26 protein-coding genes and 1 riboswitch are annotated in these 25,533 nt (G+C 41.9%); of the genes, 20 read left to right on the top strand and 6 right to left on the bottom strand.

Annotation, left to right across the window (positions count from 1 at the left end; all coding sequences use genetic code 11):
• Positions 1–6 precede the first annotated feature (6 nt).
• On the top strand, positions 7–1,203 hold the full coding sequence (safA, locus tag V7L95_RS00590; protein ID WP_340967803.1) for a SafA/ExsA family spore coat assembly protein: 1,197 nt from the start codon (positions 7–9) through the stop codon (positions 1,201–1,203).
• A 133-nt stretch (positions 1,204–1,336) separates the two neighbouring features.
• Positions 1,337–1,957 (top strand): YhcN/YlaJ family sporulation lipoprotein, encoded by a 621-nt coding sequence (locus V7L95_RS00585; protein ID WP_017367717.1) that lies wholly within the window; start codon positions 1,337–1,339, stop codon positions 1,955–1,957.
• A 46-nt stretch (positions 1,958–2,003) separates the two neighbouring features.
• Here the strand turns inward: V7L95_RS00585 and V7L95_RS00580 are convergent, their stop codons facing one another.
• A complete protein-coding gene (locus V7L95_RS00580; protein ID WP_254000695.1) occupies positions 2,004–2,636 on the bottom strand; it encodes a LysE family transporter in 633 nt (210 codons plus the stop codon).
• 238 nt (positions 2,637–2,874) lie between these two features.
• A riboswitch (TPP riboswitch) is annotated at positions 2,875–2,984 on the top strand.
• Positions 2,985–3,110: 126 nt separating this feature from the next.
• Between V7L95_RS00580 and thiC the strand changes: the two genes are divergently transcribed.
• Entirely contained in the window at positions 3,111–4,871 is a 1,761-nt protein-coding gene (gene thiC / locus V7L95_RS00575) for a phosphomethylpyrimidine synthase ThiC (RefSeq protein ID WP_144667308.1), read from the top strand.
• Between the two features lie 31 nt (positions 4,872–4,902).
• On the opposite strand, the gene V7L95_RS00570 is transcribed toward thiC, so the two are convergent.
• On the bottom strand, positions 4,903–5,052 hold the full coding sequence (locus V7L95_RS00570; RefSeq protein ID WP_164071366.1) for a hypothetical protein: 150 nt from the start codon (positions 5,050–5,052) through the stop codon (positions 4,903–4,905).
• A gap of 192 nt (positions 5,053–5,244) precedes the next feature.
• Between V7L95_RS00570 and V7L95_RS00565 the strand changes: the two genes are divergently transcribed.
• Positions 5,245–5,427 (top strand): hypothetical protein, encoded by a 183-nt coding sequence (locus V7L95_RS00565; RefSeq protein ID WP_008342761.1) that lies wholly within the window; start codon positions 5,245–5,247, stop codon positions 5,425–5,427.
• Between the two features lie 32 nt (positions 5,428–5,459).
• Here the strand turns inward: V7L95_RS00565 and V7L95_RS00560 are convergent, their stop codons facing one another.
• Positions 5,460–6,104 (bottom strand): serine/threonine protein kinase, encoded by a 645-nt coding sequence (locus tag V7L95_RS00560; protein WP_048001811.1) that lies wholly within the window; start codon positions 6,102–6,104, stop codon positions 5,460–5,462.
• Positions 6,105–6,342: 238 nt separating this feature from the next.
• Between V7L95_RS00560 and V7L95_RS00555 the strand changes: the two genes are divergently transcribed.
• The 7 genes from V7L95_RS00555 (at position 6,343) to yajC (ending at position 11,359) form a co-directional block, all read left to right on the top strand.
• Positions 6,343–6,843 (top strand): intercompartmental signaling factor BofC, encoded by a 501-nt coding sequence (locus V7L95_RS00555; RefSeq protein WP_269430751.1) that lies wholly within the window; start codon positions 6,343–6,345, stop codon positions 6,841–6,843.
• 147 nt (positions 6,844–6,990) lie between these two features.
• Positions 6,991–7,596 carry a Holliday junction branch migration protein RuvA gene (gene ruvA, locus V7L95_RS00550; protein WP_017358123.1) on the top strand — a complete coding sequence of 202 codons (606 nt, stop codon included), beginning with the start codon at positions 6,991–6,993 and terminating at the stop codon, positions 7,594–7,596.
• Positions 7,597–7,607: 11 nt separating this feature from the next.
• A complete protein-coding gene (gene ruvB / locus V7L95_RS00545; protein WP_007501501.1) occupies positions 7,608–8,612 on the top strand; it encodes a Holliday junction branch migration DNA helicase RuvB in 1,005 nt (334 codons plus the stop codon).
• Positions 8,605–8,805, top strand: a complete 201-nt coding sequence (locus V7L95_RS00540) for a DUF2905 domain-containing protein (protein ID WP_008342752.1) — start codon at positions 8,605–8,607, stop codon at positions 8,803–8,805. Before ruvB ends, V7L95_RS00540 begins: the two co-directional genes overlap by 8 nt.
• A gap of 34 nt (positions 8,806–8,839) precedes the next feature.
• Positions 8,840–9,868, top strand: a complete 1,029-nt coding sequence (gene queA / locus V7L95_RS00535; protein ID WP_007501498.1) for a tRNA preQ1(34) S-adenosylmethionine ribosyltransferase-isomerase QueA — start codon at positions 8,840–8,842, stop codon at positions 9,866–9,868.
• Positions 9,869–9,899: 31 nt separating this feature from the next.
• A complete protein-coding gene (gene tgt, locus V7L95_RS00530) occupies positions 9,900–11,045 on the top strand; it encodes a tRNA guanosine(34) transglycosylase Tgt (protein ID WP_017358121.1) in 1,146 nt (381 codons plus the stop codon).
• A 47-nt stretch (positions 11,046–11,092) separates the two neighbouring features.
• Complete coding sequence (gene yajC / locus V7L95_RS00525) at positions 11,093–11,359, top strand: preprotein translocase subunit YajC (protein ID WP_003216659.1); 267 nt, start codon at positions 11,093–11,095, stop codon at positions 11,357–11,359.
• Positions 11,360–11,408: 49 nt separating this feature from the next.
• On the opposite strand, the gene V7L95_RS00520 is transcribed toward yajC, so the two are convergent.
• The gene (locus V7L95_RS00520; RefSeq protein WP_007501492.1) at positions 11,409–11,786 is read right to left on the bottom strand and encodes a TIGR04086 family membrane protein; all 378 of its coding nucleotides are present in this window, start codon (positions 11,784–11,786) and stop codon (positions 11,409–11,411) included.
• Positions 11,787–11,951: 165 nt separating this feature from the next.
• Between V7L95_RS00520 and V7L95_RS00515 the strand changes: the two genes are divergently transcribed.
• Positions 11,952–12,614 (top strand): DUF421 domain-containing protein, encoded by a 663-nt coding sequence (locus V7L95_RS00515; RefSeq protein WP_056705838.1) that lies wholly within the window; start codon positions 11,952–11,954, stop codon positions 12,612–12,614.
• Position 12,615: 1 nt separating this feature from the next.
• Here the strand turns inward: V7L95_RS00515 and spoVB are convergent, their stop codons facing one another.
• A complete protein-coding gene (gene spoVB / locus V7L95_RS00510; protein WP_056705836.1) occupies positions 12,616–14,166 on the bottom strand; it encodes a stage V sporulation protein B in 1,551 nt (516 codons plus the stop codon).
• A gap of 116 nt (positions 14,167–14,282) precedes the next feature.
• On the opposite strand from spoVB, the gene V7L95_RS00505 reads away from it, so the two are divergent.
• The 8 genes from V7L95_RS00505 (at position 14,283) to dtd (ending at position 23,760) form a co-directional block, all read left to right on the top strand.
• Positions 14,283–14,579: a post-transcriptional regulator gene (locus V7L95_RS00505; protein WP_003216788.1), complete on the top strand. Its 297-nt coding sequence runs from the start codon at positions 14,283–14,285 to the stop codon at positions 14,577–14,579.
• Between the two features lie 41 nt (positions 14,580–14,620).
• Positions 14,621–16,849 carry a protein translocase subunit SecDF gene (secDF, locus tag V7L95_RS00500; RefSeq protein ID WP_017358118.1) on the top strand — a complete coding sequence of 743 codons (2,229 nt, stop codon included), beginning with the start codon at positions 14,621–14,623 and terminating at the stop codon, positions 16,847–16,849.
• 200 nt (positions 16,850–17,049) lie between these two features.
• On the top strand, positions 17,050–17,538 hold the full coding sequence (locus V7L95_RS00495; protein WP_008342734.1) for a cation:proton antiporter regulatory subunit: 489 nt from the start codon (positions 17,050–17,052) through the stop codon (positions 17,536–17,538).
• 99 nt (positions 17,539–17,637) lie between these two features.
• Positions 17,638–17,994, top strand: coding sequence for a lipopolysaccharide assembly LapA domain-containing protein (locus V7L95_RS00490; RefSeq protein WP_017367707.1), 357 nt, complete (start codon positions 17,638–17,640; stop codon positions 17,992–17,994).
• 81 nt (positions 17,995–18,075) lie between these two features.
• A complete protein-coding gene (gene recJ, locus V7L95_RS00485; RefSeq protein WP_206113999.1) occupies positions 18,076–20,409 on the top strand; it encodes a single-stranded-DNA-specific exonuclease RecJ in 2,334 nt (777 codons plus the stop codon).
• Between the two features lie 23 nt (positions 20,410–20,432).
• Positions 20,433–20,945 (top strand): adenine phosphoribosyltransferase, encoded by a 513-nt coding sequence (locus V7L95_RS00480; RefSeq protein ID WP_008342729.1) that lies wholly within the window; start codon positions 20,433–20,435, stop codon positions 20,943–20,945.
• 142 nt (positions 20,946–21,087) lie between these two features.
• Entirely contained in the window at positions 21,088–23,298 is a 2,211-nt protein-coding gene (locus tag V7L95_RS00475) for a bifunctional (p)ppGpp synthetase/guanosine-3',5'-bis(diphosphate) 3'-pyrophosphohydrolase (RefSeq protein WP_008342726.1), read from the top strand.
• Positions 23,299–23,316: 18 nt separating this feature from the next.
• Positions 23,317–23,760 (top strand): D-aminoacyl-tRNA deacylase, encoded by a 444-nt coding sequence (gene dtd / locus V7L95_RS00470; protein ID WP_007501479.1) that lies wholly within the window; start codon positions 23,317–23,319, stop codon positions 23,758–23,760.
• 97 nt (positions 23,761–23,857) lie between these two features.
• On the opposite strand, the gene V7L95_RS00465 is transcribed toward dtd, so the two are convergent.
• Positions 23,858–25,438: an SH3 domain-containing protein gene (locus tag V7L95_RS00465; RefSeq protein ID WP_048003400.1), complete on the bottom strand. Its 1,581-nt coding sequence runs from the start codon at positions 25,436–25,438 to the stop codon at positions 23,858–23,860.
• Positions 25,439–25,533 lie beyond the last annotated feature (95 nt).

Here is a 25,533-nt window from a genome sequence, read left to right as displayed (position 1 = left end):
AAAACGTTGAAAATTCATATTGTGCAAAAAGGAGACTCCCTTTGGAAAATTTCAAAGAAGTACGGAGTCGACTTTCAAGAATTGAAAAAATTAAATTCGCAGCTCAGTAATCCAGATTTGATTATGCCAGGAATGAAAATCAAAATTCCATCTAGTGGTGTTCCTGTCAAAACCGATCATCACAAAGCAAAAGAAATGCCAAAAGCAAAAGAACACCCGTATGTAAAAGAAAAGCCAAAGGATGTCGTGCAAGTTCAAGATACGAAGCCGAAGGAAAAGCCGAATGAACCGGTACCTTATGTGCCACCAGTACCAAAGATTGAACAGCCAGTTTTTCCACAAGTTGATGTAAACTATTATCAGACGAATCTCTACCAGCCATTCACGCCTCCTCCCAAAAAAGAACATCATGAGAAAAAAGATCACGTTCATGATAAGAAAGATCATGTTCATGAGAAAAAGGATCATAAAGATCACAAGGACCATTTTCATCATGAAAATAAGGATCATTTCAAAGATGAAGTGGCAAAGGGATATGATCCATTCATTCATATCCCACATCAAAAAGAGGAGGGAAAAGAAATGGAGCATAGTAATTACCCAAACCTTCCTAATTTCCCGCAAATGCCGAATGTTGGAGGGACAGCAGTAGGGGGCATGGCTGAAAATAAAGAGCATCACCACCATCATCAAGAGTCATATGATCCTTATTATGGTTATGGTCATTACATGCCAGCAATGTATCCATATCCGCAGCAAATGGTACCCGCTTCTCCTATTTTACCGGGATCAGGCCTTTGTTATCCGGTACAGCCGTATTATCACCATCACATGATGCCGTACCCTTACCCGGCGGCTCAGCCGTATTATCCTGCGTATCAAGCACCGGCTTATTATGGTGAAAATCATGAGCATCATGCAAACGACGGGCATCACTGGCACCACCATATGCATCCAAATGCAGGCGCGAATGTGAATGCCAATGTCAATCAAGGCTTTTATCCAAACGCTCCAAATGAAGCATATGGCAAGGAAGACTGCGGATGCGATGATGGTATGAAGCATCATCAACCATGGCCTGGACATTATCCAAACCCTGTTCCATATGGTCAAATGGGTGCTTATCCAGCACAGCCTTATATGCAGCAGCCTTATCAAAACCCATCTGTTTTTGCAAGACCAGAAGAAGACGAAGAAGATTAATGACACAAGGGACGATCTCAATCGTTCCTTTTTTTGTTTATAACTGACAGCTTGTTTTTGTCCTCAACTGTACATGCTAAAACAGAGCCTGTTTTGCGCTCATGAGATTCAATTTGTACAGGGGGTTTTTCGTTTGAGACAAAAATGGCAAAAAACAATCGCCTTAGTGCTTCTACCTATTGGATTAACGGCATGTGGTACAAATAACAATGCGGGTGTAGATACACGTCATAATCAATCAGGCCAGCCAGTTGGATACCACTCCAATCAACAGGCAACAGACAACAACCAAGATCATCAAGGACCGGTTTCTGAGCTTATGGAGGGAATGAACGGAAGAAATACAACGAATGTTGATTATCGTTCACGCCCTACACAGGATCAAGTGAGAATGCCACTTACTGGTGGAGATGGACGCTACAGTCATGGAGATATGAACTATCATAACCAAATGTCGTTCTCTGGCTACGATAAACAAGAGAACATCCAGCGTTCAAGAAAAATCGCCAACCGAGTGAACAAAATGAACCATGTGACAGACTCACAAGTCATGGTGACGGATGAAAATGTGTATATTGCTCTTAAAACAGATGGGCGCTTGACATCAGAGGGTGTATCACAAGTAGAAGAAGCAGCGACTCGTTATGCAGATGGAAGAGCTGTCCAAGTCATTAAAGACGAAGGCGCATTTACACGCTTCAGAGATATGAGAAAAACGCAATTTGAAACAGGTCAGACAGGCATGACCCGATAGGCTGGAATAAAAAAGGCTAAAGTTCATAACGAACTTTAGCCTTTCTTTAAAAATAAACTTTGATCCCGATATAAAATTCATAAAAGAAATAACAGCCAAATCCAAGTAATAAAATACCGGCAATAATGGAAGTCCACTTAATCATTGTTCGATTCATCACTTTTCTTGTTAGGGAAACAATCGTGAGAAGACCGATGTCATGAAGAAGAATCCCTGCCAAAATACCCGCAGCAGCCAATATAAATTCAGATGAATTTGTATTCGTATAAGCATCTGCCAGTACAGCACCAAACACAGATATCCAGAACACAAGGTTTCCAGGGGATACTGCGACGAGCAGCCCATTTCGGTATGTTTTAGCGAATGATTTATTCACTTTTTCTCCTGCTAAATGGATGTCTTGATCCGCATTTTTAATCGAATCGTAGGCAAGAATCATTAAAAAGATGGCACCGATCAGCCAGAGCGGAATTTGGATAAAGGGCAAAGATAAAAATTGAGCAAATCCAGCATATAAAGCCAAGATGAGCAATATATCGATGGTCATACCACCAGCGCCTACAGTTAATCCATGAAAGAATCCGTTTTTTAATCCCTGCTTTGTCATTTCAACCGTGATCGCTCCAACAGGTAGAGCAATTGAGAATCCAACGACGATAAATGTAAGAAATGTTTGCAATCGACTAGAACTTCCTTTGAATCATGTTTGTATAAAAATTCTCCGTTTAGATTAATTATACATACTAGGAGAAAAGGATCAATGATTATTTCTGATTTAATCGAAATGAGAGAGATAAATCGTGTATAGAAAGATGTATATCGTGAAGATCGTGTATTCATTGTAGGGGAAAGGAACTATTTTCCTGAAACTTCTTTTTTTCATTTCTCAGCTATGCTACACTGTTGTGGAAATCAATATAAGTGACTAGGGGTGCCCGGAAATGCGGGCTGAGAGAGAAGACAAGCTTCTTAACCCTTTGGACCTGATCTGGCTCGTACCAGCGTGGGGAAGTTGAAGACGATACATGTGCCATATGAATGGCATACATGTTTTTTTCTGACGACGAAACCAGGTTCTTTACATAGAATCTGGTTTTTTGCTGGTGCTGATTCCATCCTGACCGGTCACACGAAAAGAAGGAGTGAACAGCAAATGAATGAAAAGACAAATGTTCCATCAACGCAATCTTTATTATCAAACTTTGAAGGTAGTCGAAAGGTATATGAACAAGGCTCAAGACCTGACATTTTGGTGCCAAAAAGAGAAATCGTGCTCACAAATACAGTGACACAAGCAGGTGATATCCAAAATGAACCGATTCGTGTGTACGATACAAGTGGACCGTATACAGATGAGGAGGCTCATATTGATGTCACAAAGGGATTAAAGCGCCTGAGATCAAAATGGATTAAAGAAAGAGAAGATACTGAAAGTTATGAAGGGCGTCAAGTAAAGCCAGAAGATAATGGATATCGCTTGAATGGGAAAGAATCCTATCAAGCGGCCCATACAGATTTTCATCATGTGCCGCTCCGCGGGAAACAAGGTGCTTGTGTGACGCAAATGCATTATGCAAAAAAGGGGATCATTACGCCTGAAATGGAGTTTATCGCTTTGAGAGAACAGCTAAGTCCTGAGTTTGTTAGAGAGGAAGTGGCTAGTGGGAGAGCGGTCATTCCAGCGAATATCAACCACCCTGAAAGTGAGCCAATGATCATCGGAAAGAATTTTCACGTGAAAATTAATGCGAATATTGGCAATTCAGCTGTGACGTCGTCCATTGAAGAAGAGGTGGAGAAGATGACATGGGCAATTAGATGGGGGGCAGATACGATGATGGACCTGTCTACAGGAAAGGACATTCATACAACGAGAGAATGGATTATCCGCAATTGCCCAGTCCCAGTAGGAACTGTCCCAATTTATCAGGCACTTGAAAAAGTGAATGGAATCGCAGAAAATTTGACGTGGGAAGTATACCGAGACACATTAATTGAACAGGCAGAGCAAGGGGTTGACTACTTCACCATTCATGCGGGCGTCCTGTTAAGGTATATTCCGCTCACAGTCGACCGTGTCACAGGAATTGTTTCAAGAGGCGGAGCCATTATGGCAAGATGGTGTCTCGCTCATCATCAAGAGAACTTTCTGTATACCCATTTTGAAGAAATTTGTGAAATCATGAAAACATATGACATTGCCTTTTCGCTTGGGGACGGGCTCAGACCTGGATCCATTGCGGACGCAAATGACGAAGCGCAGTTTGCAGAGCTGGAAACGTTAGGGGAATTGACAGAGATCGCTTGGAAACATGATGTACAGGTCATGATTGAAGGACCTGGTCATGTTCCTATGGATAAAATCAAAGAGAATGTCGATAAGCAGATGGAGATATGCAAAGAGGCACCTTTTTATACGTTAGGCCCTCTAACAACAGATATTGCACCGGGATATGATCATATTACATCCGCGATCGGTGCGGCGATGATCGGCTGGTACGGAACAGCCATGCTGTGCTATGTGACACCAAAAGAGCATTTAGGTCTGCCGAACAAAGAAGATGTAAGAGAAGGTGTCATCGCCTATAAAATCGCCGCACATGCAGCTGATGTAGCAAAAGGACATCCTGCTGCTCAAAAGCGTGATGATGCCTTATCAAAAGCGAGATTTGAATTCAGATGGCGGGATCAATTTCATCTGTCACTTGACCCAGAACGAGCGCTGGCATTCCATGATGAAACATTGCCTGCTGAAGGTGCTAAAACCGCTCATTTCTGTTCCATGTGTGGACCAAAGTTTTGCAGTATGAAAATATCCCATGACATCCGCAACCAATCAGAAGAAGTGAAAAGAGAGATGGAGAAGAAGGCAAAAGAGTTTATCAATCAAGGCAGCCAAATCTATCAATCCTAAAAAAAACCTCGCACTCCTCTAGTGCGGGGTTTTATAAAACGGCTGAAATGGCTTTTCTCACGAGGTGGAAAAATGCTTTTACTGCAATCGCCATCGTTTCAACACTTGGGATGAGGGCATCTGTTAAATGAAATAGAACTGTTTGTCTCTCTGGAGATGTTCGTTTTTTCTTTTGTTTCATAAAGACAGCCTCCTTTTCATTCAATATACTTCTTTTGAAGCGTATCTAGATAGATATGTTGTGCGAATTTAAACAAAATTTAAACTTCTTGTGTTTAGAAGGAAAGAAGCAGGGGAAACGGATTGAATAGAGAATGAATGAAAAGAGCTGACCGATTCGGTTAGTGAACAAGACAGAGTGGAAGGTGATCTTATGATGAAAGTATTTAAGGTAACATTTCATATGAACAATGGGGAAGTGCTCGATTTCGAGCTGAAACGTCCAGCTACCTATGATGTGTATAAAAAAATTGAGGAAGCCAATCATTGGTTTAAGCTGAATAATGAAATCATTAACCTATTAAATGTGAATAGTATCCATGTAGAAACAGAATAAAACAGAAAGCCGCTCGAAAAGAGCGGCTTTCATTATGCAGTAAAATCATTTCGATTGTTCAGCTGACTTCGAGACAGCCAGTTTTTCTTATACAAATAGGCAATCACTTCAAGCCATAGACGCGGCGCTTTTTTAGGGAAAAAAGGTTTTTGATAATAGGTGTATGCAGCTTTTAAATCATCCCATTGATGACATGTTTTCGTTTGCGTGAAGCGGGCGACGTCAATGACCCTGACGCGGCCATCCTTTGTTAAAATTAAATTTCGCAGATGAATATCAGAAGGATTTAAACCTTTCGCGCGTGCTTCTTCTAGCGCATCATCTACTTGTTCAATCATTTGTTTTTTGATCGGAATTCCTTTTGTCAGGCATTCATAGAAAGTATAACCTTTAATATATTCCATTAAAATATATTGATCTCCAGACTCGTAAATTTCAGGATAATAGGAGGAGCCGGAAAGTTTTTCATAAATTGCAGCCTCTTTGCGGGCGATGTTTCGATAAGAAGGAAAAAAGACTTTTAACGCCATTTTTTTGCCGTCTTTTTTGTATGAAAATACATAGGCACTTCTTCCTTTGCCGCACAGCTCAAGCTCAGCCGGTTTAAAGACGAGCTTATTAAAACGCTTTTCTTCTTGATACTGAATCGATTCGGCTAATCTTTTGACATCTGACATTGACTTCACCTTCTTTGGTTTCAGTTTATGCGGCTGAAAAACGAATGATGAAAAAACCATGTGATTCGGTAGAGCAATGGATTGTATAAAACATAACATTTACGCACGAAGGATACAACGAAAGACGCTCAATATGTGTCAAGACATCGATTTGGTTAATGTTTAGCAAAATGGGTCAAACTACATATGTCATGCATCGATCTTATGTTCTAAAGAGGTGTAAATAGTGAAAGTGAAGATGAAATATTTCGTTACAGGACTTATCATGACAAGTGTACTCTTTTTCGCTGTTGATATGGAAGCAGCAGAACACTTGCAAAAAGAGTCAAAAACCATCAACGTTCAGCTTGAAAAGGTCTATCTAGACGGCGATGTAAGTATTGAAAGACAGCGGGCATCATTAGAAGACAAAGACACATTTTGGGCCCAGTATAAGGGCTGGACATTGGTAGAACAGCGAGAGGATTTTGCCCTTTTTAGAAAGCAAATTGACGATATATCGCCTTTGAGTAAAGCAAATGGATATATCGGATTATCAGAAGACGGCGTGATTTCTACGTTTCATGGAAGGCCTGACGGGTGGGCGGAGCCTATTCATCTCTTTTTTCAAATTGATACGTCCCGCTTGGAAAGTCATGTAGAGCAGCAGCTTGCACAAGGCATTCCGTTTCGAACAAAAGATGAATTTGAGCATGTGCTTGAAGTCATGAAACCTTACCGAAATGAACAATCGTTTTAATCGTATGACAGCTTGCTGGTGTGAAGACCGCAAGCTCTTTTTCATGGGTTGACGATGAAAAAAGGCTGAGCGAACGTATGTTAACTTTTATTACGGTTTTCTCTTCGATTTATGTTACAATGGAGAACAGTCAAAGAGGTGAAAACGGTGATAGAGTTTGTAAAAGGGACCATTGATTATGTGTGCCCGCAATATGTTGTCATTGAAAACGGCGGAGTGGGATATCAAGTCTATACCCCAAATCCGTTTATCTATCGAGTAACAAAACAAGAAACGATTTATACGTATCATTACATAAAGGAAGACGCTTTTTCGTTATATGGATTCCAAACACGAGAAGAAAAAGCGTTGTTCACAAAACTGTTAAATGTCACAGGGATTGGACCGAAGGGTGCGCTTGCGATTCTTGCTTCCGGTGATCCTGGCGCTGTCATTTCAGCGATCGAACGAGAGGATGAAGCTTTCCTCATTAAATTCCCGGGTGTTGGCAAAAAAACAGCACGACAGATCATTCTAGATCTGAAAGGGAAGCTCGCAGATGTGGTGCCTGAAATGATAGGAAACTTATTTAACCACGAGGATCATATCCAGATTGAAACGCAGCAAAGCGCTTTAGATGAAGCGGTTGAAGCCTTAAGTGTCCTTGGGTATGGTGATCGTGAAATCAAAAAGGTTCTTCCTTTATTAAAAGAAGAGAAGAATCTTACAACCGATCAATATGTGAAAAAAGCTTTACAAAAAATGTTGAAATAGGGTGATGTCTCATGGATGAACGGCTCGTCTCAACTGAAGCAGACAACCATGAATCAGCCATTGAGCAAAGTCTGCGTCCACAGACGCTTAGTCAATATATTGGCCAGCAGAAAGTAAAGGATAATCTCAGCGTATTTATTGAAGCTGCCCGAATGAGGCAGGAAACACTGGATCACGTCCTTTTATATGGGCCGCCGGGACTTGGGAAAACAACGCTTGCGTCGATCATTGCCAATGAAATGAATGTTCAGCTGCGTACAACGTCTGGACCAGCGATTGAACGCCCTGGCGACTTGGCGGCGATCTTAACATCTCTTGAACCTGGCGATGTTCTGTTTATTGATGAAATTCATCGCTTGCAACGTTCAATAGAGGAAGTGCTATATCCAGCGATGGAGGATTTTTGTCTAGATATCGTGATTGGAAAAGGAGATACAGCACGCTCTGTGCGGCTTGATTTACCGCCATTTACGCTTGTAGGTGCTACAACCCGTGTTGGGCTTTTAACAGCGCCGCTTCGTGATAGGTTTGGGGTTCATGCAAGATTGGAATACTATGAGCAAAGAGATTTGGCTCACATTGTAGCAAGAACAGCCGAGCTGTTTGAGATTGGGATCGACATTCGTTCAGCTGAAGAGATTGCAAGAAGATCTAGAGGTACACCGAGGGTCGCCAATCGTCTGCTCAGAAGAGTAAGAGATTTTGCGCAGGTGCTTGGAAATCATGCGATCACGCAAGACATTGCAGAAGATGCTCTTGAGCGTCTGCAAGTTGACAGACTCGGACTTGATCATATCGATCATAAACTGCTTTTAAGTATGATTGAAAAATTTAGAGGCGGTCCTGTTGGACTTGATACGATCTCAGCGACAATTGGAGAAGAATCACATACGATTGAAGATGTGTACGAACCGTATTTACTGCAAATTGGTTTTCTGCAAAGAACACCAAGAGGGCGGGTCGTCACAAGAGAAGCGTATGAACATTTTCATATGGAGGTTCCGATTCGTGACTGAATTCCCTAAAATGTTGATGATTTTAGGTGGTGTCCTTTTTGCCGCAGGTTTAGTGTTTCAATTGGTTGGGAAACTTCCAGGCGATATTTTCGTGAAAAAAGGGAACGTAACGTTCTTTTTTCCTGTGATTACATGCATTGTCATTAGCATCGTCCTAACCATTTTACTCAATGTCTTCGGACGGATGAAATAACGTTAACTAGTTAACTACAGAATAGGTGAAGGAAATGAAGTTAGAACTATTTGATTTTGATTTACCAGAAAGATTGATTGCACAAGTGCCGCTTGAAAAACGAGATGCATCAAGACTGATGGTCTTAAATAAACAAACAGGTGACATCACACATGATACATTCTCGCAAATCACAGATTACTTTCAAAAGGGTGATTGTCTCGTTTTAAACAATACACGTGTATTACCTGCACGTCTGTTTGGAACGAAAGAGGATACGGGTGCTAAAGTGGAGCTGCTTCTTTTGAAACAAGAAGAAGGAGACAAATGGGAAACGCTCGTGAAACCAGCAAAACGTGTGAAAAACGGAACAGTCATTACATTTGGTGATGGACGATTAAAAGCGGTATGTACAGAAGAACTGGAACATGGCGGAAGAAAAGTTGAGTTTCAGTATACAGGCATTTTTTATGAAGTACTTGAATCCTTAGGTGAAATGCCGCTGCCTCCGTACATTAAAGAGCAGCTTGACGATCGTGAGCGTTATCAAACCGTCTATTCCAAAGAAGTTGGTTCCGCTGCTGCGCCTACTGCCGGTCTTCACTTTACAAATGAACTGCTAGATGCTCTTAAAGCAAAAGGAGTGCATATTGCGTTTATTACGCTCCATGTAGGGCTTGGCACATTTCGACCGGTCAGTGCTGAACGCATTGAAGAACATGAAATGCACGCAGAGTTTTACGAAATGAATGAAGAAACGGCAGAAGAACTTAATCGCGTGCGCAAAGAAGGCGGACGGATTATTTCAGTCGGAACAACTTCGACAAGAACGCTTGAAACCATTGCAAGTGCTTATGATGGTGAATTCAAAGCGTCAAGCGGCTGGACGTCGATTTTTATTTATCCAGGCTACACATTTAAGGCAATTGATGGCATGATCACGAATTTCCACTTGCCAAAATCGTCTTTAATTATGCTTGTCAGTGCATTAGCTGGACGAGAACACGTCCTAAAAGCGTACAATGAGGCTGTAAAAGAGGAATACCGATTCTTCAGTTTTGGCGATGCCATGCTGATTCAATAACATCATACAACAAAGACAGGAGGGCTCATTTTTGTCGCAATTACCGATACGTTATGAGTTCATTAAATCATGCAAACAAACAGGTGCACGTCTTGGACGCGTTCATACACCGCACGGCTCCTTTGAAACACCTGTATTTATGCCAGTTGGTACACTGGCTACAGTGAAAACAATGGCGCCTGAAGAGTTAAAAGCAATGGAAGCAGGCATCATTTTAAGCAATACGTATCATCTATGGCTGCGCCCGGGGCATGACATTGTCAAAGAAGCAGGCGGCCTGCACAAATTTATGAACTGGGATCGAGCGATTCTAACAGATTCAGGCGGTTTCCAAGTGTTTTCTTTAAGTGAATTTAGAAAAATTGAAGAAGAAGGCGTTCACTTCCGTAATCACTTAAATGGAGATAAGTTGTTCCTTTCTCCTGAAAAAGCGATGGAGATTCAAAATGCGCTCGGCTCAGATATTATGATGGCATTTGACGAATGCCCTCCGTATCCAGCAGAGTACGATTATATGAAACGTTCTGTAGAGCGGACAAGCAGATGGGCAGAGCGCTGCTTAACAGCGCACCAGCGTCCAGAGGATCAAGGGCTGTTTGGCATTGTACAGGGCGGAGAATACGAAGAGCTTCGTAAACAAAGTGCAAAAGACCTTGTTTCACTTGATTTCCCAGGATACGCCATTGGAGGTTTATCTGTTGGTGAACCAAAAGATGTGATGAACCGTGTGCTGGAGTTTACAACGCCATTTTTACCGGCAGACAAGCCAAGGTACTTAATGGGTGTCGGCTCGCCAGATTCATTAATTGACGGTGCGATTCGAGGTGTCGATATGTTTGACTGTGTACTGCCGACGCGAATTGCAAGAAACGGTACGCTGATGACAAGTGAAGGACGCCTTGTTGTGAAAAATGCTAAATATGAGCGTGATTTCAGACCAATCGATGAAAACTGTGACTGCTACACATGTAAAAACTACACACGTGCTTATATTAGACATTTAATCCGTACAAATGAGACGTTCGGAATTCGATTAACAACTTATCATAATCTTCATTTTCTGTTAAAATTAATGGAGCAAGTGAGAGAAGCTATCCGTGAGGATCGTTTAGGTGATTTTAGAGAAGAGTTTTTTGAGCGTTATGGCTTTAACAAACCGAATGCGAAAAACTTTTAACGCATAAACGAAAAGCTTTACAATGCTTTAGAAAGGGGTGAGATAGAATGGATGGTGGTATGGGTTCAATCATTATGATTGTTGTCATGTTTGCTGTGCTTTACTTCTTGTTAATCCGTCCACAGCAAAAGCAACAAAAAGCTGTGCGTCAGATGCAGCAATCTTTATCAAAAGGCGATAAAATTGTCACAATCGGTGGTTTACACGGTGAAATCGACTACATTGATGAATCAAAAGTGGTCATCAAAACAAGCGAAAACAACCGTTTAACTTTTGACCGACGTGCTATTAGAGAATTAGCTGACAAAGGTTAATCCTCCAATACATAGCGATAAAAAAAGAGCGATATCATTCGCTCTTTTTTTATTTGCCCCGAAGATTAACGCCAATCATTCCCCCTAGCATACAAATTCCCAAAAAGGCTGCATGATAGATGAATTGTTCTGGTGAAAAGGTTTCTCCAAACCCTAAATATTGAAATAAAAAAACAGTGAGTGAAAAGATAAAAGAGGTCATGGCGCCAATGAGCCAGCCTCGTTCCTTTGCTTTCCCTCCAGAAATCATTCCTCCTAGAAAAAGTGCCGCAAAGGACAAGATCATGATCATCCATTTAAACGATGATTCCTGCATACTTGTGAAGGTAAGCATCAGTGATACAAGTAAGCTTGTGACAATCATCACGACAAAAATAGCAATTAAGCCAGATAAAATGCCTTTTCCTATTTGTTTCGTTTCCTGCATGTGATTCGTCTCCTCTCCAATTGACCGAAGCTTGTCTTTTACTAAAATGTATTCACGGAGAAGAAAAAATAGACATGTTTCTCGTGATAAAAACCGAGGCTTTCTTTTCTACATAAATAAAGTGTTTTGACACAAGCTATGGTGGAGAAGGAGGGTTTACATCATATGCAGGACATCTTAATTATCTCCATGAGAACGATCATTTTATATTTTCTCATTTGGTTTATTTTTCGTTTAATGGGCAAAAGGGAGATTGGGGAACTGAGTATTTTAGATCTTGTTATTTTTATGATGATCGCTGAAATTGCGGTGCTCGCCATAGAAGAAGTTGAGGATCACATGTTACATACAGTATGGCCGATCCTGCTGTTAACCTTCATTCAAATCACCCTTGCCTATTTGTCATTAAAATTTCAAGGTGTCCGTCGTTTTCTCGACGGTAAGCCGGCCCTGCTCATCATCAACGGAAAAATAGACGAGGGTGCGATGAGAAAACAGCGATACAATTTTGATGATTTGCTGATTCAATTAAGAGAAAATAACATCGATAGTATCCAGGATGTCTCATATGCCATCTTAGAGCCTTCAGGAAAGCTCGCCGTTGTTGAAAAAGAAAACAAGCGCAAACATGCAGCGCTTGAGCTCCCGCTTATTGCAGACGGTGTGGTTCAGCATGATCATCTCAAGCAGATCAACCATGATGAACAGTGGCTGATAAAGGAGCTTGTCAAAAGAGGCTATCATGACATCGAGCAAATCTCTTACTGCAGCTTTAATCAGAAGGATTTTTATATTGATTTGAAAGATGAAGTGATCAAGAAAGAATGAGCTAAAGCAGCTTCCCAATAAACGGGATGCGGCGTAGCTCTTCTCGTTTCACTAGCCCAAGACAGATTAATAGAATGACATACAGCATGCACGTCAAAAAGATCATCATGACAAGCTCTAAAGGTGCGGAAAAGAGTCCGCTCGCTTGATGTTTCATCCATAAGCTGACCGCCCCAGTACCGATGATCACAAGGACGCAAAGTCCATATTCTTTTAATGGTAAATGAATAGGCAGTACTTTACCGACAGTTGCCGCATGGAGCAACGTGACAAGAACGATGCCGATGAGGATCGCAAGCGCTGCGCCCATAATGCCAAAGCTTGGCTGTGAAGCAAGAACAAAGATCATACCTGTTTTCACAACAGCTCCTATCAAACTGTTGGTCATCGCTGCCCCCGCTAAATTTAATGCTTGAAGGACAGCCTGCAGCGGCCCTTGAAAGTAATAGAGCAAAAAGAAGGGGGCCATGAATTTTACATAGACAGCGGCATGAGATGAACCATACATGAAGAGGGTTAAATTTTCTGCATACACGAAAAGGATAATACATGAAATGCCCCCGCTTAATAAACAAAGGCGCATCGCCTGCTTGAGCCGGTATTCGACCGTTTTGCGTTTGTTCTGTTCCATCCCCTCACTAATCGCTGGAACTAGTGCGGTGGAGAGAGAATACGTGATAAAACTAGGAAGTGTCAAAAGGGTGAGCGCAAGTCCTGTCAATTCTCCGTACTGCCTTGTTGCTTCCACAGCTGCATAACCGGCAATCGCAAGGCTTTGCGCGACGACAATCGGTTCTAAAAACCACGAGATATTGCCGATGAAACGGCTGCCTGTCGTTGGCAGGGCAATACTCATGAGCTGTTTAAACGTATCCTTCCCATCATGAATTGCCTTGAAAAAACGTTTTCGGATACGGATGGTCTTTTTATAACGAAAGGCAATCAGTAAGTAAGCAAGTGAAATCATTTCCCCGATGACAGATGAAATCATGGCGCCTGCTGCTGCATATTCAATTCCATAAGGCAGGAACGCTGTTGTACATACTGCCACGAGTGAAATTCTTGCGACCTGTTCTAGTACTTGTGACATCGCAAGCGGGCTCATTTGCTGTCTTCCTTGGAAATAGCCCCTTAACACACTAGAGATCGCAATAACGGGTACGACTGGTGTAATGGCAAGCAGAGGATAGACCGTTCTAGGATCTGTCAGCATATTTTCCGCCATAATAGGGGCAAACCATAAAAAGAGCGGCGTGAAAATCAGGCTGAGTGTTCCTGTTATCGCAAGGGACATCACTAGAATGCGTTTTGTTTTCTGTTTGTCACCACGGGCTTCTGCTTCTGCGACTAGCTTACTAATCGCAACAGGAAGTCCGAATTGTGTCAGCGTCACGGCGAGAAAAAAGGTAGGCGCTGCCATCATATAAAGCCCTACGCCTTCTTCACCAATGAACCTTGCAATCACAATTCGATTGACAAAACCCAATATTCTTGTAATAAAACCTGCTAAAATTAAAATAATCGTCCCTTTTAAAAACGTTTGCTTCGTCAAATCACAGATCACCTGCCTTCTCAAACGACATAGAATCATATACAATAAGATATGCGTGTATATCGTCCAAGCATGACAAGTCTCTCGATAAAAAACTGAAAAGGGGGAGCCTCACATTGACACAACATCCGGCTGCTATATACAAAGACCATTTAAAGCCTTTTCTGTTCAGTAAGCTTGAAGAATTCATCGTTTTGGGCTATAAAGATGTAGATTTAGAGGAATTATGGTCATACTTAGAGAATAAGAAGTGGAAGAAAAAACAAGAGTATCCGATTCATGAAATGGTTGCAGATATTTTATCTGTGAAAATTGGCGAATTTATGAACTATGCAACCGTTCAGTCGTTTAAAACGTCTGCTTTTTTGGACAGTGAAGATGGCAAGAATATGCTGGACGAACTGTTGAAATAAGCCATCTAAATGGATTCAGGTGTTTAAGGAGGAAATACATAATGAAAAAAGGGCGCATACTTGCGTTTTTCTTAGTGGTTCTGTTAATCGGAACTGGTGTGGGCTTATTAACGAAGCCCGTTGCGAAAGATATGACGCTAGGGCTGGACTTACAGGGTGGATTTGAAGTTCTGTATGATGTACACCCAGTGAAAAAAGAAGACAAGATCACAAATGGTGTTCTCGTCAGTACAGTAGAGGCTTTAAACCGAAGAGCCAACGTGCTTGGGGTCAGTGAGCCGAACATTTCGATTGAAGGAAACAACCGTATCCGCGTACAGCTTGCGGGTGTAAAAGATCAAAACAGAGCACGGGAGATTCTATCGACTGAAGCACAGCTTTCCTTCAGAGATACGAATGACAAAGAGCTTCTAAACGGATCTGATCTTGTTGAAAATGGTGCAAAACAAACATTCAATCAAACGAATGAGCCGATCGTGACGGTCAAACTAAAGGATGCGAAAAAGTTTGGTGACGTGACAAAAAAAGTAGCGGCGATGGCACCAAACAATCAGCTTGTCATTTGGCTTGATTATCATAAGGGAGATTCCTTCAAAAAAGAAGTCTCTAAATCAAATCATAAGTATGTATCTGCGCCGAATGTAAACCAAGAAATTAACAGCAGTGACGTACAAATCGAAGGAAACTTTACGGTTCAAGAGGCAAAAGACCTTGCGAGCATTTTAAATGCCGGCGCATTGCCAGTAAAATTAACCGAAAAATATTCAACATCTGTGAGTGCACAGTTTGGTGAGCAAGCACTAAACGAAACAGTCTTCGCAGGAATTGTAGGAATCGCATTTATCTTCTTATTCATGCTGTTTTATTACCGATTACCAGGTCTTGTTGCTGTCATTACACTGTCAGCTTATATCTATATCACACTGCAAGTCTTTGACTGGATGGGTGCGGTCATGACACTGCCTGGAATCGCTGCATTGATTCTTGGGGTAGGGATGGCTGTCGATGCCAACATTATTACGTATGAGCGGATTAAAGAAGAGCTCAAGCTCGGTAAATCTGTCCGTTCTGCTTTCAGATCGGGTAACCGCAGATCATTTGCCACGATCTTTGATGCAAACTTAACAAGTATTATTGCCGGAGGGGTTCTGTTCTTCTTTGGAACAAGCTCTGTCAAAGGATTTGCAACTATGCTTATCCTATCGATTTTGACAAGCTTTATCACGGCTGTCTTCCTATCAAGATTCCTTCTTGGATTACTTGTAGAAAGCCGTTATCTCGACCGCAGAAAAGGTTGGTTTGGGGTTCGTCAGAAAGACATTATTGATATTCATGAAACAACTGAAAATACTGAACCGAAAACACCATTTGATAAATGGGATTTCGTCAGCAAACGTAAAGGCTTTATGATTTTCTCAGCAGCCATTACCATTGCTGGAATCATTGTGCTGTCGATCTTCAAGCTCAATGCAGGTATTGACTTTGCAAGTGGTACTAGAGTTGATATTCAAAGTGACCATAAACTGTCAACAGAACAGGTGGAGCAAGATTTTAAAAAGCTAGACCTTGAGACAGACAGTGTTGTGTTATCGGGTCAAAAAGAAAATCAAGCAGCAGCTCGATTTGTCGGTGTTCCGAATAAAGAAAAAATCGCTGAAGTGAAAGATTACTTCAAAGATAAATATGGAACGGAGCCTAACGTAAGTACAGTGTCTCCGACGGTTGGAAAAGAGCTTGCGCGTAACGCATTATACGCTGTCATCATTGCTTCTATCGGGATTATCTTATATGTATCCGTCCGATTTGAGTATAAAATGGCGATTGCAGCCATTGTCTCTCTGCTTTACGATGCATTCTTTATCGTTGCCTTCTTTAGTATTACGCGTTTAGAGGTGGATGTCACCTTCATTGCAGCGATACTCACGGTCATCGGGTACTCAATCAATGACACGATTGTCACCTTCGACAGGGTGCGTGAGCAAATGAAGAAACGCAAACCGAAAACGATCGAAGATTTATCGTACATTGTGAATTTAAGTTTACAGCAAACCTTTACGCGTTCTGTGAACACTGTGCTTACCGTACTTGTAGTGGTGATTGCACTTCTCATTTTCGGTTCAGCATCTATTACAAACTTCTCCATCGCCTTACTTGTCGGCCTATTAACAGGGGTGTATTCATCCCTTTACATTGCGGCACAAATTTGGCTGATATGGAAAGGTCGTGAGCTGAAAAAGCCGGCTAAAATCGACACAGAACAAGATATTTAAACAAGAAAGACTGCCAGCTTGGCAGTCTTTTTTTCATGCATCATACTTGTCATCGTCACAGCAATAAGATGATATGTAAAAACATTTCGGGTTTCATTGATCTTGAAATGGTCTTTTGCTATAATGACATACGTTTAGATCAGTATAGAAAGCAAGTGTCCGTTTGGGGCATTTGGCTTTTATTTATTGGAGGGGCTGTTATGAAGGTTCGGGAAACTGAACTGCCAGGTATCGGTCACAAAGCCGAAATGATCACAAGAAATAATGAGAAACTTGCCATTATCACACATGATGACGGCAGAAGAGAGATGTATCATTTTCAAGAAGATGATCACGAAGAATGTATTTCTGGTATCTTGCTTAGCGATGAAGAAGCAAGACAAATCTCGGCTATTTTAGGCGGCATGGTCTATAAACCAAAAGCGCTTGAGACAGTGGAGGTGGCCATTGATGAACTCATCATTGAATGGTTTAAGATTGAAAAGAACGCACCGGCTGTTAACCAGACGATCGGAGACCTGAGTGTTCGCCAAAACTATCAAGTAACAGTCATCGCCATTGTGAGAAAATCACATGAGAAAATTTTAAATCCAGGACCAGATACGGTGATTGAAGAAGGAGACACCCTTGTCATCTCTGGAGAAAGAAAAGAATTAAAGAGCCTCATTAAAGAAAAACTCAGCAGCTAAGCGCCCATGCTGATAGAAAACCTTCCGCCATGTTCTTTCTGTGTTTAAAAAGGACAAGAAAGAGGGAAGAATAAAAGAAAAAGCTTGGGGGATTTGTAGATGAATAAACAACAATGGACCATCATACTCGCATTTATTTTCGTATTAATTGTCTCAGTATTTGCTGTTATTAACGTGCGGCCTGTACAGGTAGACTACTTATTTGGAACGGCTGAATGGCCGCTGATCCTTGTCATTATCGGTTCTGTTCTTATGGGCGGACTCATTGTGGCTTTTGCGGGGATTTTCCAAATTGTGAAACTAAAACGTGAATTAAAAACATTAAAAGCTGAACACGCAGCCGCTAAAGCAAGCCCTGCTTCTTCTCATAAAAAGGCGGACAAAGACGTTCAAAAGAAAACGAATGTCACACCTTTAAAAGAACAGCCAGCGTCTTTTGACCGGAAGGAAAAATAATCTTCCAGTACAATTTCATAAAATAAAAATTGAAACCCCTCAGTCCACTCTAGTATAATAGTGTGGTTGAGGGGTGAATTTATGTTATTATCCAAAATGCGTTGGGAATATGAACATCCTAGCGAAGAAAAAGTGAAATCACTCTCTGAAAATCTGAATATTTCAGCGCTGACTGCATCACTTCTTGTACAAAGAGGGCTCGAAGAAGTAGAAGAAGCGAGGTCTTTTTTATTTGATCAAAAAGCCGAATTTCATGATCCATTCTTATTAAAAGGAATGAAAGAAGCAGTAGAGCGCATCAACAAAGCGATCGAAGAGCAGGAATCGATTGTGATCTTCGGAGATTATGATGCAGATGGTGTGACAAGTACGTCTGTACTTTTACATACACTTAAAGAACGATCTGCGAAGGTAGACTTTTATATTCCAGATCGATTTAAAGAAGGATATGGGCCAAACGAACAGGCTTTCCGATATATCAAAGAGCAAGGAGCATCGCTTGTCATCACTGTGGATACAGGGATCGCTGCTGTAAATGAAGCACGTATTGCAAAAGAAATAGGATTAGACCTGATCATCACAGATCACCATGAACCAAGCGAGGAACTGCCTGAGGCACTTGCAATTGTACATCCTAAGCAGCCTGGGTGTGAGTATCCGTTTAAAGAGCTGGCGGGTGTCGGTGTTGCGTTTAAAGTGGCACATGCACTCCTTGGTAAACTCCCAGTAGAATTATTAGATCTTGCTGCAATTGGTACAATTGCGGATCTTGTCCCGCTGCATGATGAAAATAGATGGCTTGCAAAAAAAGGTCTTCTGCAGCTTCGTCAATCTAGACGGCCTGGGTTAAAAGCGTTATTAAAAGAAGCAGGCGCCACTCTTGAAGAAGCAAATGAGGAAACGGTCGGCTTTCAAATTGCCCCAAGGCTGAATGCTGTTGGACGAATTGAGCAGGCAGATCCGGCTGTTCATCTTCTCATGACTGAGGATATGGATGAAGCGGAAGAACTCGCTCGTTTTGTACAAGAGTTGAACAAAGAACGGCAGAAAATTGTGAGTACGATCACGGAAGAAGCCATTCAAATGGTCGAAGAGACAGGTGCGGACCAGTCTGCTATCGTCGTAGCAAAAGCTGGCTGGAATCCAGGCGTTGTCGGCATTGTTGCCTCAAAATTGACAGATACATTTTCTCGTCCGGCGATTGTGCTTGGAATAGATGCAGAAACGCAGATGGCGAAAGGGTCAGCTCGAAGTATTCCTGGCTTTGATTTATTTTTCCATTTGAGCAAGTGCCGTGACATCCTGCCGCATTTCGGTGGACACCCGATGGCAGCAGGAATGACACTTCAAGCGGATGATGTTCCTTTACTTAGGGAAAGATTGAATCAATATGCAAATGAAACATTGACAGAAGAAGATTTCATTCCAATTCAACGGGTCGATGCAGTATGTAAAGTGGACGAAATGACGGTGCAAGCCATTGAAGAAGTGGGACTGCTGTCCCCGTTTGGCATGCAGAATCCTAAGCCGTTCATTATGATTGAAGACGCCAAGCTTGAAGACATCCGAACGATCGGGGCCAATCAAAATCACATTAAAATGTCACTAAAAGACGAAGACAAGCTGCTCGACTGTGTCGGTTTTCACCAAGGCAAACTAAAAGAAGAACTTGTTCCGGGGAGTCTAATTTCTGTCGTTGGCGAGGTCTCGATTAATGAATGGAATAACCGAAAGAAACCTCAGCTCATGCTAAAAGACGCTAGAGTAGATGAATGGCAGCTGTTTGATTTGCGCGGGAAAAAAGATTGGGAAAAGAAAGTATCAACACTTGATCCAGCAAAAACGATGGTCTTCTGTTTTGACGAAGAAACAAAAAGGCAATCGGAGCTAGTGGATATTCCGATTCATCTTATTGATGCAGAAAATGTATCCACGTTTGATGTGCAGGAAAAGTATGTGATCTTTGCCGATGTTCCTGCCGATGAACACTTGCTCAAGCTGCTTTTAGAAAACCAACAACCAGCAAGAATTTATACGGTGTTTCAGCGGAAAGAAGATCACTTTATGTCCTCATTCCCGAGCCGTGATCAATTCAAATGGTTTTATGGGTTCTTGTTCAAACGGGGAAGTTTTCCTATTAAAGAACAAGGCATGGAGCTTGCCAAACATAGAGGTTGGACAAAAGATACAATCATTTTTATGACAAAGGTGTTTTTTGAACTCGGTTTTGTTAAAATAGAGAATGGTGTGCTGTCAATAGTGCGTGATGCCCCTAAAAAAGATTTAACCGCATCATCGTCTTATACAGCAAAACAACGATTGATGGAACTCGATCAAACACTAACATATTCCTCAGCCAAAGAGCTGAAGGAATGGCTGAATAGCATGATGAGCGAAGTCTCACCTGTGCTTTGACGTACGAGGAGGAAAAGGAAAAGATGGATTTAAAACAATATGTGACAGTTGTACCTGACTACCCAAAGGAAGGTGTACAATTTAAAGATATTACAACGTTAATGGATAAAGGCGAAGTGTACCGTTATGCAACGGATCAAATCGTTGAATACGCGAAGGAAAGAGACATTGATCTGATTGTTGGACCTGAAGCGCGTGGATTCATTATTGGCTGCCCTGTAGCATACGCACTTGGTGTAGGTTTTGCCCCAGTTCGTAAAGAAGGAAAGCTTCCTCGTGAAGTCATCAAAGTCGATTACGGTTTGGAATACGGTAAAGATGTATTAACGATTCATAAAGATGCAATTCGTCCTGGTCAGCGTGTACTGATCACAGATGATTTGCTTGCGACAGGTGGAACGATTGAAGCGTCCATCAAGCTGGTTGAGGAATTAGGCGGCGTTGTGGCAGGGATTGCATTTTTAATTGAGCTGACGTATCTTGATGGTAGAAAGAAGCTTGACGGTTACGACATCTTGACGTTAATGCAATACTAATGGAGTTTTACGCAAAAAGCACTCAGTAAGAAGGGTGCTTTTTTCCTATCAAAAATCTTTTAGCGGACTTCTTCTCTTTACATCTATCGAATTTTTCTTGATAATAAACTACAATACAGTTTTCATTTAAAAAGGTGATTCCATGGCGAACGAACAAGTTTTAACGGCGCAGCAGGTCATTGATAAGGCAAGAGAATACCTGTCCGCTGAACATATTCAATTTATAGAGCGTGCATACGAATATGCTGAAAATGCTCACAAGGAACAATACCGGAAATCCGGTGAGCCCTATATTATCCATCCTATTCAAGTGGCGGGAATTCTTGTTGATCTTGAAATGGACCCTTCGACCATTGCAGGCGGCTTCTTGCATGATGTTGTCGAAGACACGGATGTGACATTAGAAGATTTAAAAGAGCATTTTAACGAAGAAGTGGCCATGCTTGTTGATGGTGTGACAAAGCTCGGAAAGATTAAATATAAATCACAAGAAGAACAACAGGCTGAAAACCATCGTAAAATGTTTGTTGCAATGGCGCAGGATATTCGCGTCATCTTAATTAAGCTGGCAGACCGTCTTCACAATATGAGAACACTCAAACACCTTCCGCAGGAAAAGCAGCGAAGAATTTCAAATGAAACCCTTGAGATCTTTGCACCGCTTGCGCACAGATTAGGGATTTCAAAGATTAAGTGGGAGCTTGAAGATACAGCCCTCCGCTATTTAAATCCGCAGCAATACTACCGGATTGTGAATCTCATGAAGCGTAAACGAGCGGAACGTGAGGAATACTTGGACGAGGTTGTTAATGAAGTAAAAGACCGCGTGTCTGAGGTGAACATTAAGGCTGAATTCTCCGGCAGACCGAAACATATTTATAGTATTTATCGCAAAATGGTCATGCAAAATAAGCAATTTAATGAAATATATGATTTGCTGGCTGTACGTATTTTGGTTGACAGCATTAAAGACTGCTATGCGGTACTTGGTATTATTCATACATGCTGGAAGCCGATGCCAGGCAGATTTAAGGATTATATTGCGATGCCAAAGCCGAACATGTATCAGTCTCTTCATACAACGGTGATTGGTCCAAAAGGGGACCCGCTTGAAGTTCAGATTCGTACAGTGGAAATGCACGAAATTGCTGAATACGGAATTGCCGCACACTGGGCGTATAAAGAAGGCAAAGAATCAGCAGAATCGACGGAAGAAGCCGTTTTCCAGAAGAAGCTGTCTTGGTTTAGAGAAATCCTTGAATTCCAAAATGAATCCACAGATGCGGAAGAATTTATGGAATCGTTAAAAATTGATCTTTTCTCTGATATGGTGTTTGTATTTACACCAAAAGGTGACGTCATCGAGCTACCGTCTGGTTCCGTACCAATTGATTTCTCATACCGGATTCATTCGGAAATTGGGAATAAAACAATCGGAGCCAAGGTCAACGGTAAAATGGTCACACTTGATCATAAGTTAAAAACAGGTGACATTATTGAAATTCTGACATCTAAGCATAGCTATGGACCAAGCCAGGATTGGGTCAAACTTGCCCAAACCTCCCAAGCGAAGCACAAGATCAGACAGTTTTTCAAGAAACAGCGCCGTGAAGAAAATGTCGAAAAAGGCCGAGAACTTGTGGAGAAAGAAATCAAAAACCTTGAGTTCGATGTCAAAGACATTTTGACCGCTGAAAATCTGCAAAAAGTGGCTGATAAATTTAATTTCTCAAATGAAGAGGACATGTATGCAGCCGTTGGTTATAACGGAATTACGGCACTCCAAGTGGCGAATCGTTTAACGGAAAAAGAAAGAAAACAAAGAGATCAGGAAGAACAAGAGAAAACCGTTCAAGAAGTGTCTGTAGAGTCAAAACCATATCACGGGAAAAAACGGGAAGCTGGCGTGCGAGTGAAAGGCATTGATAACTTGCTTGTCCGTTTATCTAAGTGTTGTAATCCTGTTCCTGGTGATAGCATTGTTGGCTTTATTACAAAAGGACGTGGCGTATCTGTTCACCGTGATGACTGTCCGAACGTGAAGACAGGAGAAGCGCAGGAACGGTTAATCCCGGTTGAGTGGGAGCATGAACAGCCTGCTCGAAACCGTAAAGAATACAATGTGGAAATTGAGATATTAGGATATGACAGACGCGGCTTACTTAATGAGGTGCTTCAAGCAGTCAACGAAACCAAAACGAACATCTCGTCGGTTTCTGGTAAGTCTGATCGTAACAAAGTGGCGACGATCCATATGGCGATCTTTATCCAAAATATTAACCATTTGCACAAAGTGGTAGAACGCATCAAACAAATCAAAGACATTTACTCTGTTCGCCGATTTATGAATTAGAAAGGAAGTATATCGTCTATGAGGCTTGTTGTTCAGCGTGTGACGAGTGCATCTGTGAAAGTAGGAGAAGAGATCACAGGTGCCATCAATGAAGGCTATATGGTGCTCGTTGGGGTTACACATGAAGACACAGAAGAAGATGTGCATTACTTAGCTGAAAAGCTCGCACACTTGCGTATTTTTGAAGATGAAAACGGGAAAATGAATCATTCTTTGTTAGATGTAAAAGGAAGTGTACTGTCTGTATCTCAATTTACTCTTTATGGTGATACGAGGAAAGGCAGACGGCCGAACTTTATGAAAGCTGCCAAACCGGATGTGGCGAATTCACTTTACGAATGCTTCAATGAAACGCTTAGAGAAAAGGGCATCCATGTTGAAACTGGACGTTTTGGGGCGATGATGGACGTCTCATTGACCAATTCGGGGCCAGTCACCATGTTGATGGACAGCAAAGAATAGAAAGACATTAGACTGTAGATAAACTCTTGCTGAGAGTTTGTTTAGAGTCTTTTTCTTTTGCGATCAAACAAAAAAGAGGCGCAGCGGCCTCTTTTTTCTATCGGAAATATTGTTTTAATCCTTCTGTCATTCCTTCTGTCACTCGTTCTTGGTAAGAGGCGCTATAAATGATCGCTTCTTCTTGAGGATTGCTTAAATAGCCGAGTTCATATAAAAGGGAAGGGCGCTTGTTTTCTCTTAAAACAAAATAATCTCCAAATTTGACTCCTTTATCAGGGATCTGTGATCGTTTTGCGACTTCCGTATGAACGCTTGTCGCCAGGCTTTGATCTTTGGATGCCTGATAATAATATGCGGTGCTCCCTCTGATACTTGGGTCCATAAAACTATCATAATGAAGACTAATAAATGCATCTGCATTTCGGTAATGTGAAGTGGCAACCCTCGATTGAAGGCTGATGAATGTATCATCACTTCGTGTTAAATAGACATTTGCTCCAGAAGCTCTTAACTTACCCGCCAGCAAATGAGCGGTTTTGATCGTGATATTCTTTTCAAATGCACCGTCTGCGCCGATCGTGCCGCTGTCTTTTCCACCATGCCCAGGATCAAGAACAATTGTTTTGCCTTTTAAAGATCCAGTGCCAGACGATGAATCCTGCTGAGGTCTTGGTGCTTCGCTGCTATTTTTCTTTGTTTGAACGACCCAGCTCGCCACGTAGCCTGTTCCGCCGTTTGATAATGTCACCTCGTACCAGTCACCTTGTGTACGAACAATTTGATAAGCAGCTCCTTTTGTTGCTCTTTCTGCAATTCCAGCAGAGGTAGAAGCGCTTTTTCTAATATTCGTTCCATCATAAACGATGTACGCTTTCTGATGAGATGACGAAGAGGAAGAATTCTTTTCAGGTGCTGCACTTGTTCCTTGGTTTGAGACAATATAATAACTTGCAACCCAGCCTTTAACGCCTTTTGCTTCGATTTCATACCAGCCATTTTGCTCCCGTAAAATGGTGACTTGAGTGTTGCGGGAAAGTGAAGCGGCCACTTGTGCGTTTGGTGCCGCCGATTTTCGAACATTCAAGCTTGATACGCCAACTGTGCCGGACTGTTTAGAACGAGCGGGCTCAGCTGAACTGGATGAAGAAGCGTTTTGTCCGCCAGAAATATAATCAGAGTGGACCCAGCCTTCCGCTTGTTTGTACGATATTTTTGTCCATTCGCCGCTTGTGTCCAGCTTTTTAGCGGAAGCGCCCTGCGGAAAAGTGCCAATGACTTGATAGGAAGTCCCTGGGCCTATCCGAATGCGAAGGTCGGAGGCTGTTGACGTAATCGAACTGCTTCCTTGCGTACTTTGACCTTGCGTCTTTTGCTTAGCAGGCTTTTGTGCATCAGATGACTTAGTAATCAGCCATGAGACGACCCAGCCTTTTTGTCCGTTCGATAGCCCGATCTGTACCCATTCTCCTTGTTCAGTGAGAATCGGGTAGCTTTCTCCTCGTTTCACAACTGCTGCGATCCCGTAGCTTAAACCAGGTCCGGTTCGCACATTGATTTCATCTGTTGCAACGACAGCTTGATCTGTTTGAGCCGTCGCATGTGTCATTGGCCAAGTGCTGGCAATGAGGACAAAACAGGTGAGCAGCAACATCATGTGATGGTGTGTTTTCAGATTCAAAACGGTGTTTTCCCCTCCCTTGTAAAACCGATGAATGTTAATTCGTTATGTAATGGATGAATTCCTTGCGGTTTCCCTAATAAAAATGAATCAAT

This window comes from Bacillus sp. PPSBB_11 (assembly GCF_038023285.1).
GTDB lineage: Bacteria > Bacillota > Bacilli > Bacillales > Bacillaceae > Bacillus > Bacillus altitudinis.
This window is presented reverse-complemented; position numbering and strand designations above follow the sequence as displayed.